Here is a 21,834-nt window from a genome sequence, read left to right on the forward strand (position 1 = left end):
TTCCCTTCCCTAAACGTTTTCAATGGTCTCGAATTTGATTTTCTTTTTGTTTTTCGAGAATTCATCTTCGTAATCAGAGATATCCACTTCCAATCCTTCGGAGTCTTTGATGATGATATCAAGAGCGAGTCCTCGGAGTTCTTGCACAAGAACGTTGAATGATTCTGGAATTCCCGGTTTGATCGAGTGGATTCCTTTCACAATCGCTTCGTAAATTCTTGCACGTCCTAACATGTCATCAGACTTGATGGTAAGTAACTCTTGTAAGGTGTGTGATGCACCATAAGCTTCGAGAGCCCAAACTTCCATCTCCCCTAACCTTTGTCCCCCGAACTGTGCCTTACCACCGAGTGGTTGTTGCGTAACGAGTGAGTAAGGTCCGGTGGATCTTGCATGGATTTTGTCATCCACCAAGTGAGCCAGTTTCAACATGTAAATGTATCCGCAGAAGACTTGGTTGATGAATTTTTCTCCCGTTCTTCCGTCGTATAACTGAAATTTGCTGTTTTCCGGTAATCCTGCTTTTTTGCAGAATTCATGAACATCACCTTCAGTTGCCCCATCAAATACAGGAGTTTCAAAATTGATTCCTAGTTTTTTGGCAGCAAACCCAAGTTGTGTTTCAAAAATCTGACCGAGGTTCATACGAGAAGGAACCCCGAGTGGGTTAAGCACGATATCAACTGGAGTCCCATCTTCCATGTATGGCATGTCTTCTTGTGCCATCACACGGGCAACTACCCCTTTGTTTCCGTGACGACCCGCCATCTTATCACCCACTAGGAGTTTACGTTTACGAGCCACATAGACTTTCACCATTTCTTCCACGCCAGCAGCGAGTTCATCGCCTGTTTCACGGGAATAACGTTTGATATCGATCACAGTTCCTTCAAAACCGTTTGGCATACGAAGAGAGGAATCTCTTACTTCTTTTGCCTTCTCTCCAAAAATGGAGTGTAATAGTTTGTATTCAGGAGTAAGGTCGGTTTCTCCTTTTGGAGTCACCATACCAACCAGGATGTCACCTGGTTTCACTTCGGCACCCACACGGATCACACCTGACTCATCCAAATCACGGAACGCTTTGTCCGAAAGGTTTGGAATGTCACGAGTGATTTGTTCTTGTCCGAGTTTGGTTTCCCGAGCTTGGATTTCGAATTCTTCAATGTGGATCGAAGAGAAAACGTCGTCTTTGATGATTCGTTCTGAAATTAAGATCGCGTCCTCAAAGTTGTAACCTTCCCAAGGCATAAATGCTACAAGAACGTTACGTCCAAGTGCCAAATAACCAGCGTCAGTGGATGGGCCGTTCGCAAGGACAGTTCCTTTTTGTAGGATTTGTCCAAACTCACCGTATTTTTCACCTTTGATGATTTGTCCGGCAACAGGAGCACCAATTCCTAGGTCTTGGCCTTCTTTCACAACCGCAACGTATTGTACTTCTTCCGAATGGAACAGTTCGTGAGTTTCTTTTTCGCCGTTAGGAGCGGTTAACTCCACACGTTCTTTAGAAACCTTACTTACCTTACCACCAGTCGTTGTGTGTAACATAGAAACGTTTGGTTTTTGGTTAAAACAAGTTCCTTGGTTGGTTTTTTTGAATTTAATGAGTGGGTAATGAACAATCTCTTTGGATTGGTCTTCTTTGATCCAAACACCAGTGGCATCCACTTTGGAAACCACACCATCTTTTTTCGCAACAATACAAACTCCTGCGTCATATGCCGCACGAGCTTCCATACCTGTTCCGACAAAAGGAGCTTCTTCTGTGAGAAGTGGAACCGCTTGGCGTTGCATGTTCGAACCCATAAGTGCGCGGTTCGCATCATCATGTTCGAGGAATGGAATGAGTGCTGTGGATACAGACACAACTTGTAAAGGAGCTAAATCCATATATTGGATCTCAGATGGGCTACGGAAAGGAAAGTCCCCTCTATGGCGAGTGGAAATGAGTTTAGAAGTAAATTCTCCCTTCTCATCCACAGTCGAATTTGACTGCGCCATATAGTGGTATTCTTCTTTGTCTGCAGTGAGATACTCTACTTGTTTTTGGACTTTTCCGTTTTTTACAAGGCGGTATGGAGTTTCAATGAACCCATAATCGTTCACCCTTGCAAAACTAGACATGGAAAGAATGAGACCAATGTTTGGACCTTCCGGTGTTTCAATCGGGCACATACGACCATAGTGAGAATAATGAACGTCACGAACTTCGAAACCGGCTCTATCACGAGAAAGTCCCCCAGGCCCAAGTGCGTTTAACCTACGTTTGTGAGTAAGTTCTGCCAAAGGATTGGTTTGGTCCATAAACTGAGAAAGTTGCGAAGATCCAAAAAACTCATTGATCACAGCAGTGATTGGTTTGATGGAAATCAGAAGCTGCGGAGTTTGTTGTTCCGGCTCTTGTACTGTCATCCTTTCTTTGATCACTCGTTCTACCCGAGAGAATCCAAGTTTCAATTGGTTTGCAATGAGCTCACCAACAGAACGAATCCTTCTGTTTCCTAAATGGTCAATATCATCCGGATAGTAGTTTTCCGCTTCTGACATGAGCATCACAAGATAACGAACTGTTTCTATGATGTCTTGTTTTCTTAAAACTCTGTCTTCTGCTTTTGCAAATTCTTTCGGATTGTTAAATTCAAATTTACTATTGATTTTGTAACGACCAACGATTCCCAAATCAAAAGTTTTAGGAGAGAAAAAGAGGCGTTTCAGTTCTGCTTCAGCGTTTTCAATCGTAGAAGGTTCGCCGGGACGCATAATGGTATGGAACTTTTTCACTGCATCTTCGTAGTCGTTCACACCATCTTTTTCAAGGCAGTTGATAAGAACTGGGTTGTCTTTTCCTTTTGGAAATTCAATGACATCCACATCTTTTACCTTCATTTCACGAAGGATGGAGATATTGTCCTCATTGATTTTGGATCCGGCGTCGAGCATTACCTCTCCCGTTTCCATGTTGATGATATCGGCGATGGTTCGGCGACCAATGAGACGTTTTAGGTCTTTTGGATTGGCACCAGCAATCTTCATCTTAGAAGATCCGTAGAAGAGACGAAGAACTTCTTCGTTGGTTCCCATACCCATTGCTTTGACAAGAAGGGTTGCTGGGAATTTTTTCTTACGGTCGATTTTGGCAACAAGGATTCCTTTGTTGTCCATTTCGAATTCCAACCAAGAACCTCTGTATGGAATCACACGAGCTGAGAAAGTATCACGCGCTTGGTCGTAAGAAAAGAAAATACCAGGAGATCTATGGAGCTGGCTTACCACTACCCTTTCCGCACCATTGATGATGAAAGTTCCGTGGTCTGTCATTACAGGAAGGTCTCCCATGTAGACAACTTGTTCCCGAATCTCTCCGGTATCTTTGATGATGAGTCGAATGACTGCTTTTAGGGGAACAGCAAAGGAAGAATCAGTGTCTTTGCACTCTTGTGGATCGCGTTTCGGCTCTCCCAAGATATAATGGCCATATTCCATGACCATATCGTTGTTTGGCGATTCGATTGGAAAGGATTCGCGAAATACCGCTTCCAACCCTTGGTTCAAACGTTTCGTCGGATCTTTCACTTCCGACTGGAGAAACCAATCAAAGGATTTTTTCTGTACGTAGATAAGATTAGGAAGTAAATTGAGGTCGGTAATTTTACCGAAATTTACCCGGTTTCTAATTTGCATTCGGGTATGCATGGAATACTCTCCCTAGAGACATGAAAATAGTAGATGGTATGATAAACGAAAAAATAGAGGTGGGGACGCCTACGGCCTCCCTGCCTCTAAGTTTTTGAAGACTGGGTTTAAAAATTGGCAACCGATTAACCGGCAGCAGCAACTTCTACTTGAGCCCCAACACCTTCGAGTTTTTTCTTAATATCAGCAGCTTCGTCTTTAGAAACGCCTTCTTTCACTGATTTTCCACCAGCTTCTACAAGCGTTTTCGCATCTGCCAATCCAAGACCAGTGATTTCGCGAACGAGTTTAATAACGTCGATCTTTTTGTCACCGTGTGCTTTCAAGATTACATTGAAAGTTGCAGGCTCTTCAGCAGCAGCTGCGCCACCACCTGCACCCGCAACAGCCGCTACCGCAACCGGTGCAGCAGCAGAAATCCCGAATTTGTCCTCCATCTTTTTCACTAGATCAGCTGCCTGAACCAGTGTAAGACTTCCAATTTGTTCTAATAGCGCGTCAACAGACATCCTATATTCTCCTTATCCTACTAATCACTATGATTACTAATTGCCGTTTTTCTCGGCTACAGCATTGATGGCGCGTGCCAATGATGCCATGATTTGATTGATTCCAGAAGCAATTTGCGTTGCAGGAGCATTGATCCCACGAGCCACTTGCGCAAGAAGTTCTTGTTTGGACGGAAGTCCAGCAATCGCCTCTACTCCAGATTTACCCAAAACTTCCCCGTCCATATAGCCGGTTCTGATTTCGAGTTCCTTCTTATCTTTTGCAAAGTCCTTACAAACTTTTGCTACTGCTGGAAGTGCATCCAGAGAGAAAATAGCTGCAAGTGGGCCTTTGTAAACATCCCCAAAGTCAATGGAGTTGTTTTTATGTTCAGAAGACTCTTTTAAAGCACGGAGAAAAAGGTTATTTTTAATTACCTTCATCTCCGATCCTTCTTTGCGAAGTTTCGCACGAAGGTTGGACATATCTTCAACAGTTAAACCGCTGTAAGATGCTAAAATAAAGTTAGGTCGTTTTTCCAAACGAGTTTTAAGTTCTGCTACTGCTTCGATTTTAGATGGATTTGCCATGATTCTTACTCGTTATATGTTCGCGTTTACTAGTTCTTTCACATCGACTTTTACGCCGATTCCCATAGTTGCTGCTACTGAGAAAGACTTTAGGTAATCACCCTTCGCATCGGAAGGTTTGTCTTTCATAAGAGCTGCAACAACAGCATTGATGTTATCAGAAAGTTTGTCATCAGAGAAGGAACATTTTCCCACTCCTAAGTGAACCACTCCCCCTTTGTCAGGGCGGTATTCAATTCGACCCGCTTTCAGTTCTTTCACTGCTTTGGATACATCAGTGGTTACTGTTCCTGCTTTTGGTTTTGGCATAAGACCTTTACGACCAAGAACCGGACCAAGTTTACCAACTTCCTTCATCATGTCAGGTGTTGCCACACAAGCATCAAAATCAGTCCATCCACCAGAAACTTTTTCAATCAGATCCATATCACCTACGAAATCAGCACCAGCTTCCTTCGCTTCGTTTTGTTTGTCTCCTTTACAGAAAACCAAAACCTTGATTGTTTTTCCAGTTCCGTGTGGAAGAGAGATTGTCCCTCTTACGTTTTGAAGAGATTTATAATTGATTTTAGTCGAAATCTCTAAAGTTCCATCAAATTTGGAAAAACTAGTAGCTTTTGCCAAACCGACTGCTTCACCAAGGGTATAAACCTTAGTGCGATCGACTTTCTCTTTGAGTTGGATATATTTTTTGCCGCGTTTCATGACTTCGGTTCCCGTTTCCTAATGATTACTCGACGTTTACACCCATGGAACGACAAGTCCCAGCAATGATCTTGATTGCTGCTTCCATATCGTTCGCATTTAGGTCTTCCATCTTAGTTTTTGCAATTTCTTCTAGTTGAGCACGTTTGATTGTTCCCACTTTTACAGTGTGAGGTGTGGCAGATCCGCCTGGCACACCAAGCGCCTTCATCACAAGAAGAGCAGCTGGAGGGGATTTTGTTACGAATGTAAAACTTCTATCGGAATAAACAGTGATGACCACCGGGAGTTTGAGTCCCATTTGGTTTTTTGATCTTTCATTGAACTGTTTACAAAATTCCATAATATTGAGTCCAGCCTGACCAAGTGCCGGACCTACTGGAGGAGCTGGGTTTGCTTTCCCTGCCTCCACTTGGAGTTTAATTTGTTTTACTACTTTCTTTGCAGCCATCTCGTTTCAAGTTCCTTACTAAAAATCAATCTATCAGTTCTATTGTTCCGATTTTACTTGGAGATAATCCAACTCAACTGGAGTGGATCTTCCGAAAATTTCAACACGAACGCGGAGTCTTCCTTTATCAGGAAAGATTTCATCCACAAGACCTGTGAAATTAGCAAACGGACCATCTATAATTTTCAATGTTTCGCCCACTTTGAATAGGAAACGAGGTCTCGAAACTTCTTCCGATTCCACACTTCCCACGTCACTAAAGAGGTTTTTAATCTCATCGAGTGAAAGTGGCTCCGGACCTTTTCCTTTTCCGCCTACAAAGGTAGACACAGAAGGTAAGTTCTGGATTTTAAATCGAAGGTCATCGGTCATGTTCATCTCAACGAGAACGTAACCCGGCATGAGTTTTTTCTTTGTGACCTTCTTCTTGCCGTTTTTCATTTCGGCAACTTCCATCGAAGGAATTTTTACCGCGAAAATTTGGTCTTCCAGCTTTTGTTGTTGGACCATCTTTTCAATGTTTGTCTTCACCTTATTCTCGTGACCGGAATAAGTTTGAAGCACATACCATTTTTTATCTAAAGAATCGCCCACTTCCCTACCTATGTTCCTAATGCCCAGAACCACTTTAACAGTTTCAGAAATACAAAGTCCGAAGCTGATAAAAATAGGGAAAAGATAAATACTGTAACTAGGACTACAACGGTAGAACTGACTACCTCTTGGCGCGTTGGCCAATGCACTTTTTCAAGTTCTGCTTTACATTCCTGAATGAAACTCGTAGCTTTCATTGATCCTTGTCCTGTTCTCTAATTCTATATATTCTGCAGTCTGGCAGGGCTGGAGAGAATCGAACTCCCACCAAGGACTTTGGAGATCCTAGTTCTACCATTAAACTACAGCCCTAAACAAGCCCTCTACCAGGCTTGAACTGGTGACCCCTTCCTTACCATGGAAGTGCTCTACCACTGAGCTAAGAGGGCAAACGTTTCCCACCCAAGCGCGGGTATCCAAGCGAGGCTAGGTTTTTTACACTATTTTAAATGAGGCTCTTTGGTCAATGGAAAATGAGTTTATTTCCTGGAAATGGTAAAAAAACAGGAAAAACAGCGAATTTCCCTTGAGATTTTAGTTGTGGATTTCCCGGTTCGATAATAGAACCATGTGGGATAAGTCCCCCACTTTAAGGAATGATTCGTGGCGAAACCATTTGTAGAATTAGAAACACAAATTCCCGATTTAGTAAAGGCAAAATCCAAAATTGTCGTAAGGTCTTCTCGGATGAATCGCCAACTAGAACAATATGTTTTAGGCCTCATCACCAACATCCTTTCTGAAGTAGGACAATCACAATTCGTTGAGATGCTTTATACAATCTCCAAAGAACTGACCATCAACGGAATCAAAGCCAATCAAAAACGTGTGTTTTTTGAAGACGAAGGTCTAGACATCACTGATGAAAGTGATTACCTTCAAGGGATCAAAGAATATTCCAAAAAGTTTTCAGAGAAGATGGCTGATGAATACGGCAAACGTTGTCTCGCCCGAGGTGTCTATGTCCAAATTAAATTTCACTACTGCTTGGATGGACTGCTTGTGGAAGTCACAAACAACACTCCGGTAATTAAAACCGAAGAAGCCCGGATGCGTGAGAAAATGAAAAAGTCAATGGGTTATAATGATATTGCTGAATTCTATATGGACAATATGGATAATACAGAAGGTGCCGGACTTGGGATTGCCCTCATCATGATCCTCCTCAAAAATGAAGGGGTTGACCCTAACCTATTTCGAATCATAACCCATGCAGACCGTACGGTTGCTCGGGTAGAAATCCCATTTAACGACAATTATGTGTCATTTCGCAGTGCAGAACTAGCAGAAATTTAAATCTTTTTTCCTATTACCCTTACCTTTAGATTTGTATCGACCTCGTGTCCGCCTTTTTTGAAACTGGTGGACATGGAATTAAAAGGTGCAAACATTCTCGTCACTGGTTCGGCCGGTGGACTCGGAAAAGCAATGGCTTACCGCTTGGGTAAGGCAGGTGCCAACATCATTCTCTCAGACATCCAAAAAGACAAATTGGACGAAACCGTAGCTCTGTTTCAAAAAGAGGGAATTAAAACAACTGGCATTGTGGCCAATGTCGCTAAAGAAGAAGACAGCATTCGTCTTATTGAAGAAGCGAGTGCATTCCAGGGTAGCCTTGATGTGGCCATTCTGAACGCAGGAATTTTGCGTGATGGACTACTCATCCGAGTGGACAAAGAAACGGGAAAAGTTAAAGGCAAAATGGGAATCGACCAATGGCAATCGGTCATTGATGTGAACTTAACCGGTGTGTTTCTTACCGCACGCGAAGCGGCAGCAAAGATGGTGGAACAAAAGAAGGGAGTGATCATTCCCATTGCGTCCATTGCTATGCATGGAAATTCAGGACAAACAAATTATAGTGCTGCCAAGGCGGGAGTTGCTGCAATGACTGTGACTTGGTCAAAAGAACTTGCTAAGTTTGGAATCAGAGTGGCAGGAATAGCTCCAGGATTTATCGGAACTGAAATGGTTCTAAAAGATATGAATCCGGAAGCATTAGAAAAATGGAAGTCAATCATTCCAGTAGGGAGACTTGGTGAACCAGATGAGATAGCGTCCACTGCAGAGTTTATTATCTTTAACGATTTAGTTACGGGAGTGGTATTAGAAATTTCAGGTGGTGTTCGAATCTAACTTTGATTAACGAATATACCCTCAGGTCTACTTGAGGGTACATCATGGTAAGCAAGTTTTGTCATTTTTTTTTCAAACGAAAAAAATTTCGTAGGTAAAATCAGTATACATTCGTCATAAGGATATAACGGAATCTTTAGTGATGAAAATAAAAACAGAACTCTCGAAACAACAATTGGAACTAGCCATTAAAGGAATACAAGGTATTGCTCACCCTATTCGTTTACTGATTCTATACACCCTTGCCAAAGAAGAAAAAACAGTCGGCCAACTTGTCGAACTGTTAGGAACCAGCCAGTCTGCGGCTTCCCAACACTTAAGTAAGATGAAAAACAATGGAATCTTAGAATCACGTAAGTCCTCAAACCAGGTATTTTATAGTTTAAAGGACCCTAAATTCAAAGACTTAATCCAAACGATTGTCAAAGTGTATAAAAAGTAAACATCAGTTCCTTTCTTCTAATAAGAACCGAACGTATTCTGCGACTGCGTCCCTGAGGTTTGTATAACCAAAGGGATATCCAGTCTGACTTATCTTCTCCATTTCAGCACAGGTATAATATTGGTATTTGCCTTTTAATGAATCTGGCATTTCCACATATTCGATATTGACCGGTTTCTCCATGGATGCGAACAAAGCGTTCGCTAAGTCGTTCCAAGTTTCAGCAATCCCCCTACCAACATTGTACAATCCGTACTTTCGTTCAGAAAGAAGGTAAATACTGATTTTACTAGCATCTTTTACGTATAAAAAATCCCGTTTTTGTTCCCCATCTTTGTATTCGGGTTTATAGGATTTGAATAATTTTAATTTTCCGGTATCACGGATTTGTTCATATCCTTTCAAAACAAGGCTTCGCATTTCCCCTTTGTGCGCTTCCCCGTAGCCAAACACATTAAAATATTTAAGTCCCACAAGTCTGTCTGCGATCCCCACTTTTTTGGCATAAAGATCAAATAACTGTTTGGAATATCCATACATATTTAGCGGTTTTAAATTTTCGATAGCGGCTTTGTCGTTGTAACCGAATTCTCCTTCACCATAAGTGGCAGCACTGGAAGCATAAAGGAAAGGAATGTTTTTGCCTACAGCATATTCTGCCAATTTTTTCGTATAATGAAAGTTATTTTGCATTAGGTAGGTGGCATCTTTTTCTGTAGTAGCAGAACAAGCACCTAAATGGTAAATTTCAGATATTTCGTTTAAGATTGAATTTCCCGAATCGAACATCGCTTCGAATTTATCTTTTTCGTAATAATCTAGAAAAAAATTTCTTTGAAGGTTTTTCCATTTTTCTGATGTTCCCAGATGGTCAACAACCAAGATATCAGTTTTCCCATTATGATTTAGATCTTCAATGATTTGTGATCCGATGAGGCCTGCGCCTCCAGTGACGAGTGTTAGTTTTTTTGCCATTGGTTTCTTTTTAGTTTTTTCTATCCAAACTTTCTTACTATTAACTTTTTTGCAGATCTAGGAAAATCAAATGATTACTTTCCTATCGAATCGACGATTTTTCCAAATTTTGTATCTACTTGTTTTACCGTTTCTGGAAGAGGAAGAAGGACTTCTGGTATCCAGGGTTTCATTCGGCAATCAAATACAATCGGGACTTGGTATGCGATATGATTCTGTTTGGTTTCTGTTCTAGCATAAACATCGGATGCAGGTTCCATCCTTGTAAACATCGTCCATATAAAATCTGAATCTGTTCGCACAGCATCTTCGGAATCATCCACAAGAAATACATAATGGAAACGACCGAGGTCTTCCTCTAATAAGGCAATTGCCAATTGGTCATTTTTAGAATGAAGTGAACCTTCCACCACAAGGACTCCTGGTAAAAAAACTTTTGGTTTGGTGAAACGTTTGTCTTTGAAATTTCCAGTAAACTCTCGCGGAAGATTTGGAAATTTTACAGGTGCATTTGTGTCTCCAATTCCCATCCATAAAAGTTTGCTACCTTTGTTCACGGTTCCACTTGTATAATCTAAAGTGTCTTGGCTGATATGACTAAAAATAAAAAAGTCAGTTTTTGGATCTGATCGTTCTGTGATGACTTTGAAAGTTTCTGAAAAGTTTTTTAAATTCACTCGTTCGTTTGTGACAAGTAAACATTTTGTGAGTGATAGTTGCCCTTCTCCTAAAATGCGAAGTGCCCCCATAAAGGCTTCGCGAAAATACCTTTCCTTCACCACTGCGGCAGCAAGGGAATGGACTCCCGATTCTTCGTAGGCCCAAACACCAAGTACCTGCGGCATCACCAGCGGGAACATAGGAGATAATAAATCCTGCAAAAATTCAGCGATGTAATGGTCTTCTTGGGGAGGCCTTCCCACTACAGTAGCCGCCCAGATGGCATCCTTTCTATGTAAGACATGGGTTAGGTCTAAATAAGGATAATCGTGTAACAAAGAATAGTATCCATAGTGGTCACCAAAGGGACCTTCTGGTTTTCTTGCGTACGGTGGGATGGAACCTATAAGAGCAAAATCGGCATCTGCCACAATGGGATAGGGAGAAATTGTTTTGTCTTTTTTCATCCGGAGTTTTTCACCCATAAGAAAGGAGGCAAAAACAAGTTCTGGAATCTCTTCAGGAAGTGGTGCCACAGCGGCGATGGTTAAGGCTGGCGGTCCACCAATGTAGACATGAGCCGGCAGAGACTCTCCTTTTTTTTCTGCTTCATAATAATGAAATCCTCCACCGCGGTGGATTTGGATGTGCATTCCTACAGTTTTATCTTTGAAAAGCTGCACACGGTACATGCCTAAATTTCCATTCCCCGACTCTGGATGTTGTGTATATACCAGAGGTAGAGTGACAAAGGCTCCTCCATCCTTTGGCCAAGAAACCACTTGGGGCAACTCTTGTGTGGATAAAACGCTACCAGAGAGAACTGGGGCCCTTCTCACCTGTTTTAAACCTACTTGGAAAGGCAAAAGTCCTAGGGACCGTTCTTTCCAAAGTTTAGAAAACCTCGGGGGAAATATCTCTTTTGCGAGTTTGGCCAGTCTTTGGATGGTCGCCACAGGTTTTGGCCCAAAGGCCAAATGGATTCGTTTTTCAGATCCGTAAAGATTGGTGGCCACAGGAAACTTGGTCCCTTTGACATTGGTAAAAAGAAGGGCTGGGCCTTTTTTTGCTACAACTCGTCTCTGGATTTCTGCCAGTTCCAGATGGGGGTCCACGAGATCAGAAATCACATGGAGTTCTCCCTCTGTTTGCAAAAGTCGGACAAAATCATTGGTAGATCGTAGTGAAACCATAAAAAGGAATGGACGGCTCCTCGTTTTCTTAAACTCTTAAGGGCATAAATTCTATGTCCCAAGAACCAAATACCACACAACCAATCATTACCGATATCAAAAGAATTGCTGTCTGCGGAGGATCTTTAGGAAGAGAGAGGCGCTCGTATGTGCGAGGCCAAGTGGTTGATGTTGGGATTACAGATCTTATGAAGGCAGAAGGCCTTTGGGATCTGATGACAGGTCTTTTTATTGGAGAAGAAACAAAAATCACACCCTTCTTAGATTTCTCTTTGGCTCCTGTAAGAAAACCTGTTTTAAAATTAGAAGTATACGATGCGAGTGGTACCAAAATTTACACCTCAGGCAAAATCAAAGCGGATGAAGATGGATTTTTTTCCTGCGAAATCCGAGACAAACTCCCTGTTGGGTTTCATGACTTTCAAGTCATCCTGGAAGGTCTAGATAGTTTTCGTCAATACTCCAAAGACTTAGCTCACCTAAACAATACGGAAGATTCTATTTTAGGAAAAACAACCATTGTGGGGAAAGGAAAACTTAGGATCCTTGCCGAAGACTACAAAGGAATGGTGGTGACTTCGGACATCGACCAAACCTACCTTGCCACAGACATTCATTCGGGAAAAGGGAAGTTCACGGCAGTGTTCGAAACACCTAACCAAAAACAGGCGCTACCTGGTATGCCAGAATTGTATCGGGAACTCAGAACCTCTCTGACAAACGCTCCTCTTGCTTTTATCTCAGCAAGCCCCCACTTCTTTCGCCGCACGATGCTTGCGACAATTGCTAAGGACAATATCCAAATTGAATCCTTACATTTAAAATATTTAGAAGGAACCATCAAAGGTGTTTTTGATAAAGTTCTCGGAACGATCTTCAACCCAATCGAATTTTTGCAAAATGGATTTAAGCCCGCTTGGTCACGGACTAAAAAATTCTTAGGAGCTTCCTATCAGAGTTTATTTGACCAAATGTCTTACAAACTTTCTATCCTTCTCTATGACAGAGTGTATCTTCCCACTGAAGCAAAAGAAATTCTTCTTGGTGACAATACAGAATCTGATTATATGATCTTTACTCTTTACCAAATCATTTGTATGGGCAAACTGGGTGGAGATGAATTGGAAGAGTATTTATACAAACTAAACTTTCTTGGTCGCGATGCCATCACCAGAGATTCAGCCAAAAAAATCCGGCTTCTGGCTGAAGAAATTCATAGAATTCATGGAACCGTAAATCCAGTTTCACTCAGCCTCATCAACAAAACAAATCATGGACCAAATGAAGTAGAAATGCGTGAAAAAGTAAAGGAAGCATTGCCAACAGGAATGTACGACGCACTTTTCACAAAGGAACAAGCGTTTTACGGAACTGAGGGTGCGATGGGAATGGCAATGATATTAGAATCAGAAGGATACTTAAATCCAGAACAGATTCTAACAATTGTGGCGGGAATGATTGGGAAAGTATTGGAAGGAAAACTTGTGGATGAAGGATTTTTGTTGAAATTAATCGACGAATTGACTTTACCAAAAAAAGCAGAAGGTACAAAACAAAAAGTAAAGGAAGGTCTTATTGCAGCCTTCCAAACTTAATCACAAAACACTGGATCATTGATAAATTCAGAAAAAGAAATATTCCAAGTTAGTCTTGGAATCGGCTGAGATAAAAGTAAAAAAACAATTTCTTTTTCAAAACCAGACTTACTATGTTGATTGCAATAGGAATGAACATTGCCGTCCATAAGAAAAAATTAGATGTCTGCCCTCCTGGGATAAAGTCGACAGCTATCATTTGTTTGATCACAAAATATGGAAAAAAGGAAAGAAGAGTTAAAAAGAAAGATACCAAAATTCTTTCTTTCACATTCCCCTTTACATAATAAAAACTATTTGTAGAAATATCGAACCTTGCCTGAGTCCACTCACGGATTTTTAAGAATGGTTTCTCCACGATAAGGTAACTAATGAGTGCAATTATTGTGGATACCATCAAACTAATTACTGACGCTTTTAACAATCGACTTAAATCATTATTTGCTGTGACTTTATGATCCAAAACAGACAACATAACTGTTGTATTTACCAACATATGTACCAAATAAATCCCATAACTCAACTTACCCACAAACACTAATAAGGGGTTTGCCAAAAACCAAGACACTTTGGAAAAAAATCCACCCACGGCACCAAAAACAATAACAAAAGCAAAAAAAGAATAAAAACTAATTCGATAGATGATAAAAAACTGTCTAGATTCAGAAAATTCTAATGTACAAATATAGCAGAAAAGTGAAAACAAAACAAAAAATAAAATAAAAAAACTTATTTTTGCACCTGGCAGGTTAGCAGAAACTTTTCCTGCCCGCCAGAGTTCCATCAGCAATATCCCATAAACAAATGGTTCAAAATGAGTATGTATTGGATGAAATAAAGTCTGAACATACACTTCAAACGATTCCATTGGCACATTCAGAAAATAGTAATAACGAATGAAATTGGGGAGAAGTAAAAGAAAAATCAAAAAACTAACCTTTTGATTTCGATTCCGTAAGAACTTCGTATAAAACAAAAAAACAATCGGCATTGCCAAATAAAACTGTTCTTCCATGGAAAGCGACCAACCATGTACCAAAATTCGGTTAGGAAAATAATTGGAAATATAAGTAAGATCAGTCCACCAATAAGATAGTTTTAATTTTAAACCAACAAGTCCTTCCGCAAATGAACTAACACCATCCATTCCTTGGCTTTTCTTCAAAATTCCGGCCATTATTAGAATCGTAATAGAAAGAATCAAATAAAAGGCAGGAAAGATCCTTAACGAGCGTTTGATCACAAAGTTCTTCCAACTTTCTAAAAAACTTGCTCTCTCTAGTTCTCTTGAAAAGGAAGTTGAAACTAAAAAGGAACTGATCACAAAAAACAAACTCATTAAAAATTCAACATTTTGGGCATTGGATAAATATGGTGCATAATGACCGGGAAAAGACTCCAAAGAGAACGCAAAACAGTGAAATAAAATTACAAAATAACAACTGAGGGCACGAATTCCGTACAACTCATTAATTTCCTTTTTGTTTTTCTTAAAAATTTCAATAAAATATTCTTTCATATTGGTACGATATTGGCACTATGTCTTGATAAATCATAGGAATGCAATCGATAATTCATATCATAGCTTTTGAATTAAAAATTGGACAAAAGGAATTTTCATTTAAATGAAAGAAGGCAAAATTAAAAACTGGATCTTTTGGATATCATTTACTCTGGCAGTTTTTTATTCGATTGAATATACTCAACCGCGCTTCTCCCTTTTTCAAGACAGTCACGATAAAGCAGTACAAACACTCTCTATTTGGAAAAACCATTTTTTAGGAGAGGATTTGTATTACCCTGCAAAAACGTTTGATCCCTCTCTTGAATTCTTTCACTTAGCAAAAAATTTACGCATCCAATATAAAGAAAAACTAGTGAGCGCTTTCCCTTTACAATTTGCATTCCTCATGGCTCCGTTTTTATCATTTTTACGGATAGAATTCTTACCATATACTTCGTTTGTGTTCTTAGCTCTTGGTTTTTTCATACTAAACAAGCATTATAACTTTTCTTTGTTTTTGCTTATACTAACCTATTTCACTACTTTCCTATGGCCGTTAAGTTGGGAATATTCAGAATTTCCTGCAGTTTTTGCCTTTTCTATCTATGGCCTCAGTCCTTTTTTAAGAAAAAATAAGTCAAGGTTTCACAATGGTTTAGCTGGTTTGGCATTAGCCTGGGTAATCACTGTTCGATTGGACACTTTGCCTTTTTTGGGATTATTTTTTTTAACACATGCTTTCTTTTTTGTAAAAAGAAGAGGAGTCCATCAATTCATAACTTATTTCCAAATCTATTTTTACTTTTTTACATCAATGTTTATGTTTCTATTAGTTCAGATGACCATAAATCAATTGTTATATGGACATTTTCTAGGAACACGCTTCTTGGCAAATAGTGAAGGATTTGCGGTTGCATTCTCAGAAAGATTACAGTGGTTTCAGAGTTTATTGTTTTTTTCCAATTTAAAAATTGGCTTCTTCGGATATATTCCCTTTGCACTATTTCTTATATTTTTTTATTGGCTCAGATTTAACAAAATTGCTGATTCAAAAAAGTCACTGTTAGTGGCAATGACGGGAACTTTACTGATAATTCCCTGGATTGCGCCAAACGACGGATTTAACAACTGGGGACCTCGATTCTATACTATATTAATTTTTCCTTATATATACCTGCTGAAACCATTGGTTCCATATTTTTATAAAAAAAAGAAAAAGGTGTTTTTTGCCTTTTTGATTAGCTTTGGTCTTTTCTCTTTTTCCATGGGTATCATAGGGGCCAAAATACAAAAAACAAAAACAAACTTAGTAAAAAAGTTCTCTCCAATTTTAGAGGAAATAAAACCCGATATTCTAGTATTCCAGGATTATCTAAACTTATACACAAGCGGAACTTACTATTTCAGTCACACAGTAATTGTTTCATATACAACTGATTCAAATACCAACTTACTTAAGAGAATCGCACCATTATACCCAAATCAAAAAGTTGCGTTTGTTGCCTGGAATCCTGATCTATTTTCGAAAGAAATAAAAGACGCAATAAACGAAGATAAACGAAAGTCTGGTTATCCCATTTCTGATTGGGATATAAATCGATTAGAAGATCAAATGCGAATCATAACCGAAGATTTCCATATTCTGGATCGACAGACATATCGCATTTGGATTGGAACTCTTAAATCGAAAGGCTAAGAAATCGAAAATCAGGGAAAATTTAATCGAACTTATCAACAATAGATCATTTCTTTTTTGATTTTATTGTTTTTCCCTTAACAAACTCTACGACATATAGAGGTCGGCCCTTAGATTCCTCAAAGATACGAGCAATATATTCACCCAATATTCCGATAGATATAAGAATAGATCCGCCAATCAGACAAATGAGCGTTACAATTGTCGCCCATCCCGGATTATATACAATAGGCATCTGTAAAATAAAATGCTGAAAAGCTCGGAACAAGGCATATGCACCTACAGCAAAACCTATGATGGCAACAATGATACCAAGACCCAAACTAAACCTCAATGGTAAAGGGGAAAAAGACACTGCAGCATTCATCGCAAGTTTTAACATCTTTCGCAACGGGTATTTTGTTTCACCTGCTACGCGAGGATCTCGATTGTAAAAAACTGGTGTTTGCGGAAAACCAATCCAAGCATTCATTCCACGCAGGAATCTATGGTTTTCACGTAAGCCATTTAAAGCATCTAAACACCTTCTAGAAATGAGTCGAAAATCACCAGAATCTAATGGAAGATCTTTATGAACCAATACTTTCATAATCCGATAGAAGGCCCAAGCCGTCACTTTTTTAAAGAAGGACTCCCCCGACCTAGCTAGTCTTTGACCATAGACAACATCATATCCGTCTCTATATTTAGCTAACATCTCCAAAATAACTTCCGGGGGATCTTGTAAGTCCGCATCCATGATGACGATTGCATCACCCTTGGCGTAATCCATCCCGGCAGTGACCGCTATTTGATGACCAAAATTACGAGAAAGACTTACTACTTGAATGCGCGGATCTTCTTTTGACCATTCAACTAATTGAAAAATAGTATGATCATCACTACCATCATTCACAAAAATTACTTCGGCTTTCGCTGGCAGTGTTTTTAAAAAAAGATTAAGTCGATCTTTTAAATAAGGAAGAACTGATTCTTCATTATAACATGGAATAATGATAGAAAGCAAATTAGGATTTTTTCTAATTTCTAAAAAATATTTCATAAGGCATTTAGCTTCCGAATCTTGTAGGATAAAATTCTAAAAATAGTAGTAATGCTAAGATTTATCAGTAAAATTCTATTTATTTTTTTCATATTCTTCAATCGTAAAACCATACAAAATTGTATCTTTAACTTTAACAAAATTGGGATTAGAAGAAAAGTGCAAACCATTGCCACCTATTTGTCGATTTACCACACAAATATTTGATTGTGAAATCGTTACGGATTCTCTCAAAATTAATGGCTGGAACCCTTCTGAATGATTCCAGCGTAAATAAACTGATAGAAATTCGGGAAAAGAATCTGTCAGAACAATAGGCTTAGCACAATTTGAAGAAATATACTTAGCCGTTCCTCGCCAATCTTCCTTAAAGGAAGTATAAAAATTCTTCTTAAATTCAAATAATGATAACAGGCTAATCAAAAAAAATAAGATCACCAGATATTTGTTCTCAAATTTTCCCTTCATTTGATCTGCAGCAAACAAATACAACAACGGTAATGTTACAATCCAATTTCGATTTGTCACTATCGGCTTATAGAAGGAAAACAACAAAGTAGAAAAAATAATAAAGGCGGCAACTAAAAGAAAATTAGTAGAATTCGAGAAAAAAAAATGTTCCGTTCTTTCTCGCAGATTTCGAATAACTTTGATTACCCAATAAGTAAAAACCGAGATAGGAATAACCATTGTAAAAATAAAGATTTTCTTTGACGTTGCGTAAAACAAAGTATAATAAGTCAAAAAAAGGACTAAGTTAGGTGAATCAATCCAGGAGGCTGTTTCAATTTTTGCACTTTGAGCCAAATGGAATATAAATGGTAAAAACGTAATGGAAGTCAAAATTCCTAGTGTAAAAAAACGAACAGCATACTGATCTCGATTTCTAAATGATAATAGCCAATAAACAAAAAATAAACTACTTACGAAAATAAATCCGAACAAATGAACATAAGAGGTTAAAACAGAAAGTAATCCAATAAAAACCCAATTGCTAACTTTCGCCTTGTTATATTCCAGATTGTGAATGAGCACAACGATCACCGATGTCAAACATAACAACAATGAATATGATCTCACCTCTTGAGAATAATAGATAGCACCAGGGGAAAGAGAGAGAAAAAAGATAAATAAAAATCGTTTCAAACTTTCCCAATGTTTTGTTAAAAGGAAAATTAGAATTAAATTCAGTATTGAAATAATAACAGGAAATATTTTTACACCAATTTCGGTAAAACTAGGTAAAAATTTTATCCAAAGGGAAAGTAAAATCTGAAATAGAGGAGGATGTGGATCATTATCTATATAAGACCAAAAGTCAGACCATTCAGTCAACGAGGAGGCATAAACAGAGAAAAATTCGTCTCCCCAAAGACTTTGCCTATCTATTTTGAAAAGACGTAGGAAAATCCCTAGAAGAATTGAAACAGCGATACCAACTTCTATCCGAATTTTCCAAAGCAAAGAAAGATATCGATTTGTCATTTTTCCTCAACAGTTAACGACTTCCCGCTATGCGGAATTAACACGAACCTCAATCGAATTGAGACTGCAGATTTAATCCAAAATAATGATTTCAAGAATTAAGTCTTAACCTTTGTTTTTTACATACTAAGGACATCATATAAATTTGTAAAAAACAAAAAAGAAATCAAAAGTAAGTTGGCATCAATAGAGTATCAAGAAAGGAACAATTAAAATAACAAATTCTAGTTAAATGGGACAACAAAAGATTTCTCACTCTATTTTCAAAATCAATCTTTAAACCGAGTATCCTTACTATAAACAAACTCTTTTTTGGAAACTTTCATTTTCTAATCGACAAAGAAAAATAAGGATAAAATCTTATCTGAGTTTTTGCCATAAATCGATGGGAACATGCAACGCAGAGAAAATCAAAGCAATCGTCTTATGAAAATGGTCACTCCCGTCGTCTTATTTCTGTTGTGCTTTATTCTTCCGCTACTAAAACTTCATTTTGCTTTTACAAACTCTCAACTTGTTGGAGATGGAGTGGATAATGTTCTTGTTTTAACCATATTAGAGCGAAATTTGATTAATTTTTCGAACGTTTTGAACGGCCAAGACTTCTTGGCAATCTACTCAAGTAACGGCTTGTATCCATATACAGAAACAAACCTATTCACGGAGCCTCTATATTTTCCCACAATATTATATTACCTACTAAAAATACTGACAGGGAGCAAAATCATTGCATTTAACTCGCTTTTCATTACTGCATATACCTTTAATTTTCTTAGTTTTTACTATCTATCCCGGCTTTTAAGAAACGATGTAGCATCATCCATTTTAGTTTCCATAATCTATAGTAGCGGTCACTTCTTTGCAATTCAATACATACACCTACAAAACCAATTCGCATTCGGCTTCCCTCTTATTTTTGCCTTTGCCATTCGGTATAGTGATACAAACAAAAAAAAATTTCTATTTCTAATCTATTTAGTACTTACCTTACAATTTTTCTCCTGCAATTATTTCGGGTTATATGGTTTATACTTCTCTTTTCTGGCATTTTTTATTACCGATTCATTGAGAATAAAAAATATAAAAAACATTAGCGAAATAATTTTTAATAAAGCAAAGATAAAATTAGCTCTAATTTTAATAACGCCAGCATTACTTTTTATTTTTACAATTTTTATATTCTATGGGTGGTTTATGATTCATAATTTTGAATTATATCCCAAACGTTTATTGCTCGAAAACCAATACTATTCAAACACCGCTCTTTCTATCTTACGTATTCCTCATTTAATTTCGAACTTCCCTGACATCATTTTAAATGGAGAAACTCATAATAGTGCACATTTAGGATTCTTGCCATTAGTCGCCGTTTTAGTCTTTTTATTAACTCCAAAAATCCAATCAAAAACTGGTTGGATTTTCATTGGCCTATCTTTTCTTTTTTTCTTATTTAGCCTAGGGCCGATCATATCTATATACAACGTTGAAATCCCTGGTCCATATACAATTCTATACCATATTCTCCCTGGTTTCAAAAACCTAAGAGTTCCCTCTCGGATTTTTGTTATTAGTTGGTTTTTTATCTCAATGTTTTTGCTTACGTTTGCAAAAACTGTCTCAATGCAAAAAAACTTCAAACTACAAATTATAGTATTCTTGATAGTATTCGCAGAATTTTTCTTTTTAACTACGATCAAAGAAACTAGTAAACTCCCAGAACAAATCAATGCTCTGAAACTGGAATTACCAACAACCTCTAATATTATTTTCATAAAGAAAAAAAAAGGAAGCTATACATTAAATGATGATGGGTTTCCTGAATGGTATCTTTTGAATACAACATATAGAACACCGAATGGTTATTCTGGACTGACCTTACCTTTCCAATATTATCTAATAAATTTATTATACAATAATTTTCTTACAGATGATCTAGTCCAATACTTGGCAGAATTAGGGATTTCTCATATAGCCATTTCGTATCCAAAATCTACCCCTGGTAATAAAATCTCTAACCTCGATTTTAAAATTCCGGGATCTTTAGAATTGTTGAGCTACGACAATGCCAATCATTTATATCTATTCAAAATTTCGAAACAAATCGAAACGACGAATAAATTTAGCAGTAATAATGGAAAAGAGATCGAGCCGGTCGAATACGTAATCGAAGAAACCTCCGTTTCAAAGAAACAAGAATTTCTTAATGACAAGAAGATGAAAACCTATTGGCAAAGTTTTTCATCAGGGTTCCAAACAAATTCAGATTTCATTAAAATCCGAGTGAACTCTGCCTCTAAAGAATCATTCATTGTAAAATTAAATTCCGGTCCATTTTTAGAGCGTCTGCCTTATGGATTAGATATTTCCTGTGGAAATGTTACAAAAAAATATAACTTACCAAAAATAGATATTGAAAACTTCCTTTCCAGACCGATTTCAAATCAGTTTATGTTTTTTGAAATTAACAATTGTAACTCCACTCATTTAGAAATTCGAATAAACAAAACAACACCATATGCAGTCTTTATGTTATCAGAACTTGAAATATACCAATATAGACAAAAACCGACTAACTAAAGCT

At 38.2% G+C, this 21,834-nt stretch carries 18 protein-coding genes and 2 tRNA genes; 6 read left to right on the forward strand and 14 right to left on the reverse strand.

All coding sequences use genetic code 11. The features are described from left to right. Positions 1-9: 9 nt before the first annotated feature. The 9 genes from rpoB to CH364_RS08810 form a co-directional block, all read right to left on the reverse strand. A complete protein-coding gene (gene rpoB, locus CH364_RS08770) occupies positions 10-3,696 on the reverse strand; it encodes a DNA-directed RNA polymerase subunit beta (protein ID WP_100743130.1) in 3,687 nt (1,228 codons plus the stop codon). A 125-nt stretch (positions 3,697-3,821) separates the two neighbouring features. Beyond that, a complete protein-coding gene (rplL, locus tag CH364_RS08775) occupies positions 3,822-4,205 on the reverse strand; it encodes a 50S ribosomal protein L7/L12 (RefSeq protein WP_004783509.1) in 384 nt (127 codons plus the stop codon). A gap of 36 nt (positions 4,206-4,241) precedes the next feature. Next, the gene (rplJ, locus tag CH364_RS08780; protein ID WP_100743131.1) at positions 4,242-4,775 is read right to left on the reverse strand and encodes a 50S ribosomal protein L10; all 534 of its coding nucleotides are present in this window, start codon (positions 4,773-4,775) and stop codon (positions 4,242-4,244) included. 12 nt (positions 4,776-4,787) lie between these two features. Beyond that, positions 4,788-5,480: a 50S ribosomal protein L1 gene (rplA, locus tag CH364_RS08785; RefSeq protein WP_100743132.1), complete on the reverse strand. Its 693-nt coding sequence runs from the start codon at positions 5,478-5,480 to the stop codon at positions 4,788-4,790. A 25-nt stretch (positions 5,481-5,505) separates the two neighbouring features. Continuing rightward, on the reverse strand, positions 5,506-5,931 hold the full coding sequence (gene rplK / locus CH364_RS08790) for a 50S ribosomal protein L11 (RefSeq protein ID WP_100743133.1): 426 nt from the start codon (positions 5,929-5,931) through the stop codon (positions 5,506-5,508). A 39-nt stretch (positions 5,932-5,970) separates the two neighbouring features. Continuing rightward, entirely contained in the window at positions 5,971-6,525 is a 555-nt protein-coding gene (gene nusG / locus CH364_RS08795) for a transcription termination/antitermination protein NusG (protein WP_002973653.1), read from the reverse strand. Positions 6,526-6,533: 8 nt separating this feature from the next. Then, positions 6,534-6,722 carry a preprotein translocase subunit SecE gene (gene secE, locus CH364_RS08800; RefSeq protein WP_002973751.1) on the reverse strand — a complete coding sequence of 63 codons (189 nt, stop codon included), beginning with the start codon at positions 6,720-6,722 and terminating at the stop codon, positions 6,534-6,536. A gap of 41 nt (positions 6,723-6,763) precedes the next feature. After that, a tRNA-Trp gene (locus CH364_RS08805) sits at positions 6,764-6,837 on the reverse strand. Positions 6,838-6,842: 5 nt separating this feature from the next. After that, positions 6,843-6,914, reverse strand: a tRNA-Thr gene (locus CH364_RS08810). Positions 6,915-7,128: 214 nt separating this feature from the next. On the opposite strand from CH364_RS08810, the gene CH364_RS08815 reads away from it, so the two are divergent. The 3 genes from CH364_RS08815 to CH364_RS08825 all read left to right on the forward strand — a co-directional run bounded on the left by CH364_RS08815 (position 7,129) and on the right by CH364_RS08825 (position 9,103). Continuing rightward, complete coding sequence (locus CH364_RS08815) at positions 7,129-7,821, forward strand: histidine kinase (RefSeq protein ID WP_100743134.1); 693 nt, start codon at positions 7,129-7,131, stop codon at positions 7,819-7,821. Positions 7,822-7,893: 72 nt separating this feature from the next. Then, positions 7,894-8,661, forward strand: a complete 768-nt coding sequence (locus tag CH364_RS08820; RefSeq protein WP_100743135.1) for an SDR family NAD(P)-dependent oxidoreductase — start codon at positions 7,894-7,896, stop codon at positions 8,659-8,661. A 142-nt stretch (positions 8,662-8,803) separates the two neighbouring features. Beyond that, positions 8,804-9,103, forward strand: a complete 300-nt coding sequence (locus CH364_RS08825) for an ArsR/SmtB family transcription factor (protein ID WP_100743136.1) — start codon at positions 8,804-8,806, stop codon at positions 9,101-9,103. A 3-nt stretch (positions 9,104-9,106) separates the two neighbouring features. On the opposite strand, the gene rfaD is transcribed toward CH364_RS08825, so the two are convergent. Together rfaD and CH364_RS08835 are read right to left on the reverse strand one after the other, a co-directional pair. Continuing rightward, positions 9,107-10,078, reverse strand: coding sequence for an ADP-glyceromanno-heptose 6-epimerase (rfaD, locus tag CH364_RS08830; RefSeq protein ID WP_100743137.1), 972 nt, complete (start codon positions 10,076-10,078; stop codon positions 9,107-9,109). Between the two features lie 74 nt (positions 10,079-10,152). Further along, a complete protein-coding gene (locus CH364_RS08835; protein WP_100743138.1) occupies positions 10,153-11,931 on the reverse strand; it encodes a UbiD family decarboxylase in 1,779 nt (592 codons plus the stop codon). Positions 11,932-11,975: 44 nt separating this feature from the next. On the opposite strand from CH364_RS08835, the gene CH364_RS08840 reads away from it, so the two are divergent. Next, positions 11,976-13,526 carry a phosphatase domain-containing protein gene (locus tag CH364_RS08840; protein WP_423790172.1) on the forward strand — a complete coding sequence of 517 codons (1,551 nt, stop codon included), beginning with the start codon at positions 11,976-11,978 and terminating at the stop codon, positions 13,524-13,526. A 49-nt stretch (positions 13,527-13,575) separates the two neighbouring features. On the opposite strand, the gene CH364_RS08845 is transcribed toward CH364_RS08840, so the two are convergent. Further along, positions 13,576-15,045 carry an acyltransferase family protein gene (locus CH364_RS08845; protein ID WP_100743140.1) on the reverse strand — a complete coding sequence of 490 codons (1,470 nt, stop codon included), beginning with the start codon at positions 15,043-15,045 and terminating at the stop codon, positions 13,576-13,578. Between the two features lie 106 nt (positions 15,046-15,151). On the opposite strand from CH364_RS08845, the gene CH364_RS08850 reads away from it, so the two are divergent. Next, a complete protein-coding gene (locus CH364_RS08850; protein WP_100743141.1) occupies positions 15,152-16,726 on the forward strand; it encodes an LA_3751/LA_3752 family putative glycosyltransferase in 1,575 nt (524 codons plus the stop codon). Positions 16,727-16,772: 46 nt separating this feature from the next. On the opposite strand, the gene CH364_RS08855 is transcribed toward CH364_RS08850, so the two are convergent. Next, on the reverse strand, positions 16,773-17,768 hold the full coding sequence (locus CH364_RS08855; RefSeq protein WP_100743142.1) for a glycosyltransferase family 2 protein: 996 nt from the start codon (positions 17,766-17,768) through the stop codon (positions 16,773-16,775). Positions 17,769-17,843: 75 nt separating this feature from the next. Continuing rightward, complete coding sequence (locus CH364_RS08860) at positions 17,844-19,253, reverse strand: glycosyltransferase family 39 protein (RefSeq protein ID WP_100743143.1); 1,410 nt, start codon at positions 19,251-19,253, stop codon at positions 17,844-17,846. Between the two features lie 1,194 nt (positions 19,254-20,447). Here CH364_RS08860 and CH364_RS18635 point away from each other — a divergent pair. After that, the gene (locus CH364_RS18635) at positions 20,448-21,830 is read left to right on the forward strand and encodes a hypothetical protein (RefSeq protein ID WP_125178665.1); all 1,383 of its coding nucleotides are present in this window, start codon (positions 20,448-20,450) and stop codon (positions 21,828-21,830) included. Positions 21,831-21,834 lie beyond the last annotated feature (4 nt).

The organism is Leptospira harrisiae (assembly GCF_002811945.1).
In the GTDB taxonomy this organism is placed as follows: Bacteria; Spirochaetota; Leptospiria; order Leptospirales; family Leptospiraceae; genus Leptospira_A; species Leptospira_A harrisiae.

Excerpts from the sequence above, each read along its gene's own strand:
- CH364_RS18635 (WP_125178665.1), top strand. The coding sequence starts at position 20,448 with ATGATTCATAATTTTGAATTATATCCCAAACGTTTATTGCTCGAAAAC.
- rplA (WP_100743132.1), bottom strand. The coding sequence starts at position 5,480 with ATGAAACGCGGCAAAAAATATATCCAACTCAAAGAGAAAGTCGATCGC.
- CH364_RS08820 (WP_100743135.1), top strand. The coding sequence starts at position 7,894 with ATGGAATTAAAAGGTGCAAACATTCTCGTCACTGGTTCGGCCGGTGGA.
- CH364_RS08850 (WP_100743141.1), top strand. The coding sequence starts at position 15,152 with ATGAAAGAAGGCAAAATTAAAAACTGGATCTTTTGGATATCATTTACT.
- CH364_RS08860 (WP_100743143.1), bottom strand. The coding sequence starts at position 19,253 with ATGACAAATCGATATCTTTCTTTGCTTTGGAAAATTCGGATAGAAGTT.
- CH364_RS08835 (WP_100743138.1), bottom strand. The coding sequence starts at position 11,931 with ATGGTTTCACTACGATCTACCAATGATTTTGTCCGACTTTTGCAAACA.
- secE (WP_002973751.1), bottom strand. The coding sequence starts at position 6,722 with ATGAAAGCTACGAGTTTCATTCAGGAATGTAAAGCAGAACTTGAAAAA.
- CH364_RS08855 (WP_100743142.1), bottom strand. The coding sequence starts at position 17,768 with ATGAAATATTTTTTAGAAATTAGAAAAAATCCTAATTTGCTTTCTATC.
- rplL (WP_004783509.1), bottom strand. The coding sequence starts at position 4,205 with ATGTCTGTTGACGCGCTATTAGAACAAATTGGAAGTCTTACACTGGTT.
- rplJ (WP_100743131.1), bottom strand. The coding sequence starts at position 4,775 with ATGGCAAATCCATCTAAAATCGAAGCAGTAGCAGAACTTAAAACTCGT.
- CH364_RS08825 (WP_100743136.1), top strand. The coding sequence starts at position 8,804 with ATGAAAATAAAAACAGAACTCTCGAAACAACAATTGGAACTAGCCATT.
- rpoB (WP_100743130.1), bottom strand. The coding sequence starts at position 3,696 with ATGCATACCCGAATGCAAATTAGAAACCGGGTAAATTTCGGTAAAATT.
- rfaD (WP_100743137.1), bottom strand. The coding sequence starts at position 10,078 with ATGGCAAAAAAACTAACACTCGTCACTGGAGGCGCAGGCCTCATCGGA.
- rplK (WP_100743133.1), bottom strand. The coding sequence starts at position 5,931 with ATGGCTGCAAAGAAAGTAGTAAAACAAATTAAACTCCAAGTGGAGGCA.
- CH364_RS08845 (WP_100743140.1), bottom strand. The coding sequence starts at position 15,045 with ATGAAAGAATATTTTATTGAAATTTTTAAGAAAAACAAAAAGGAAATT.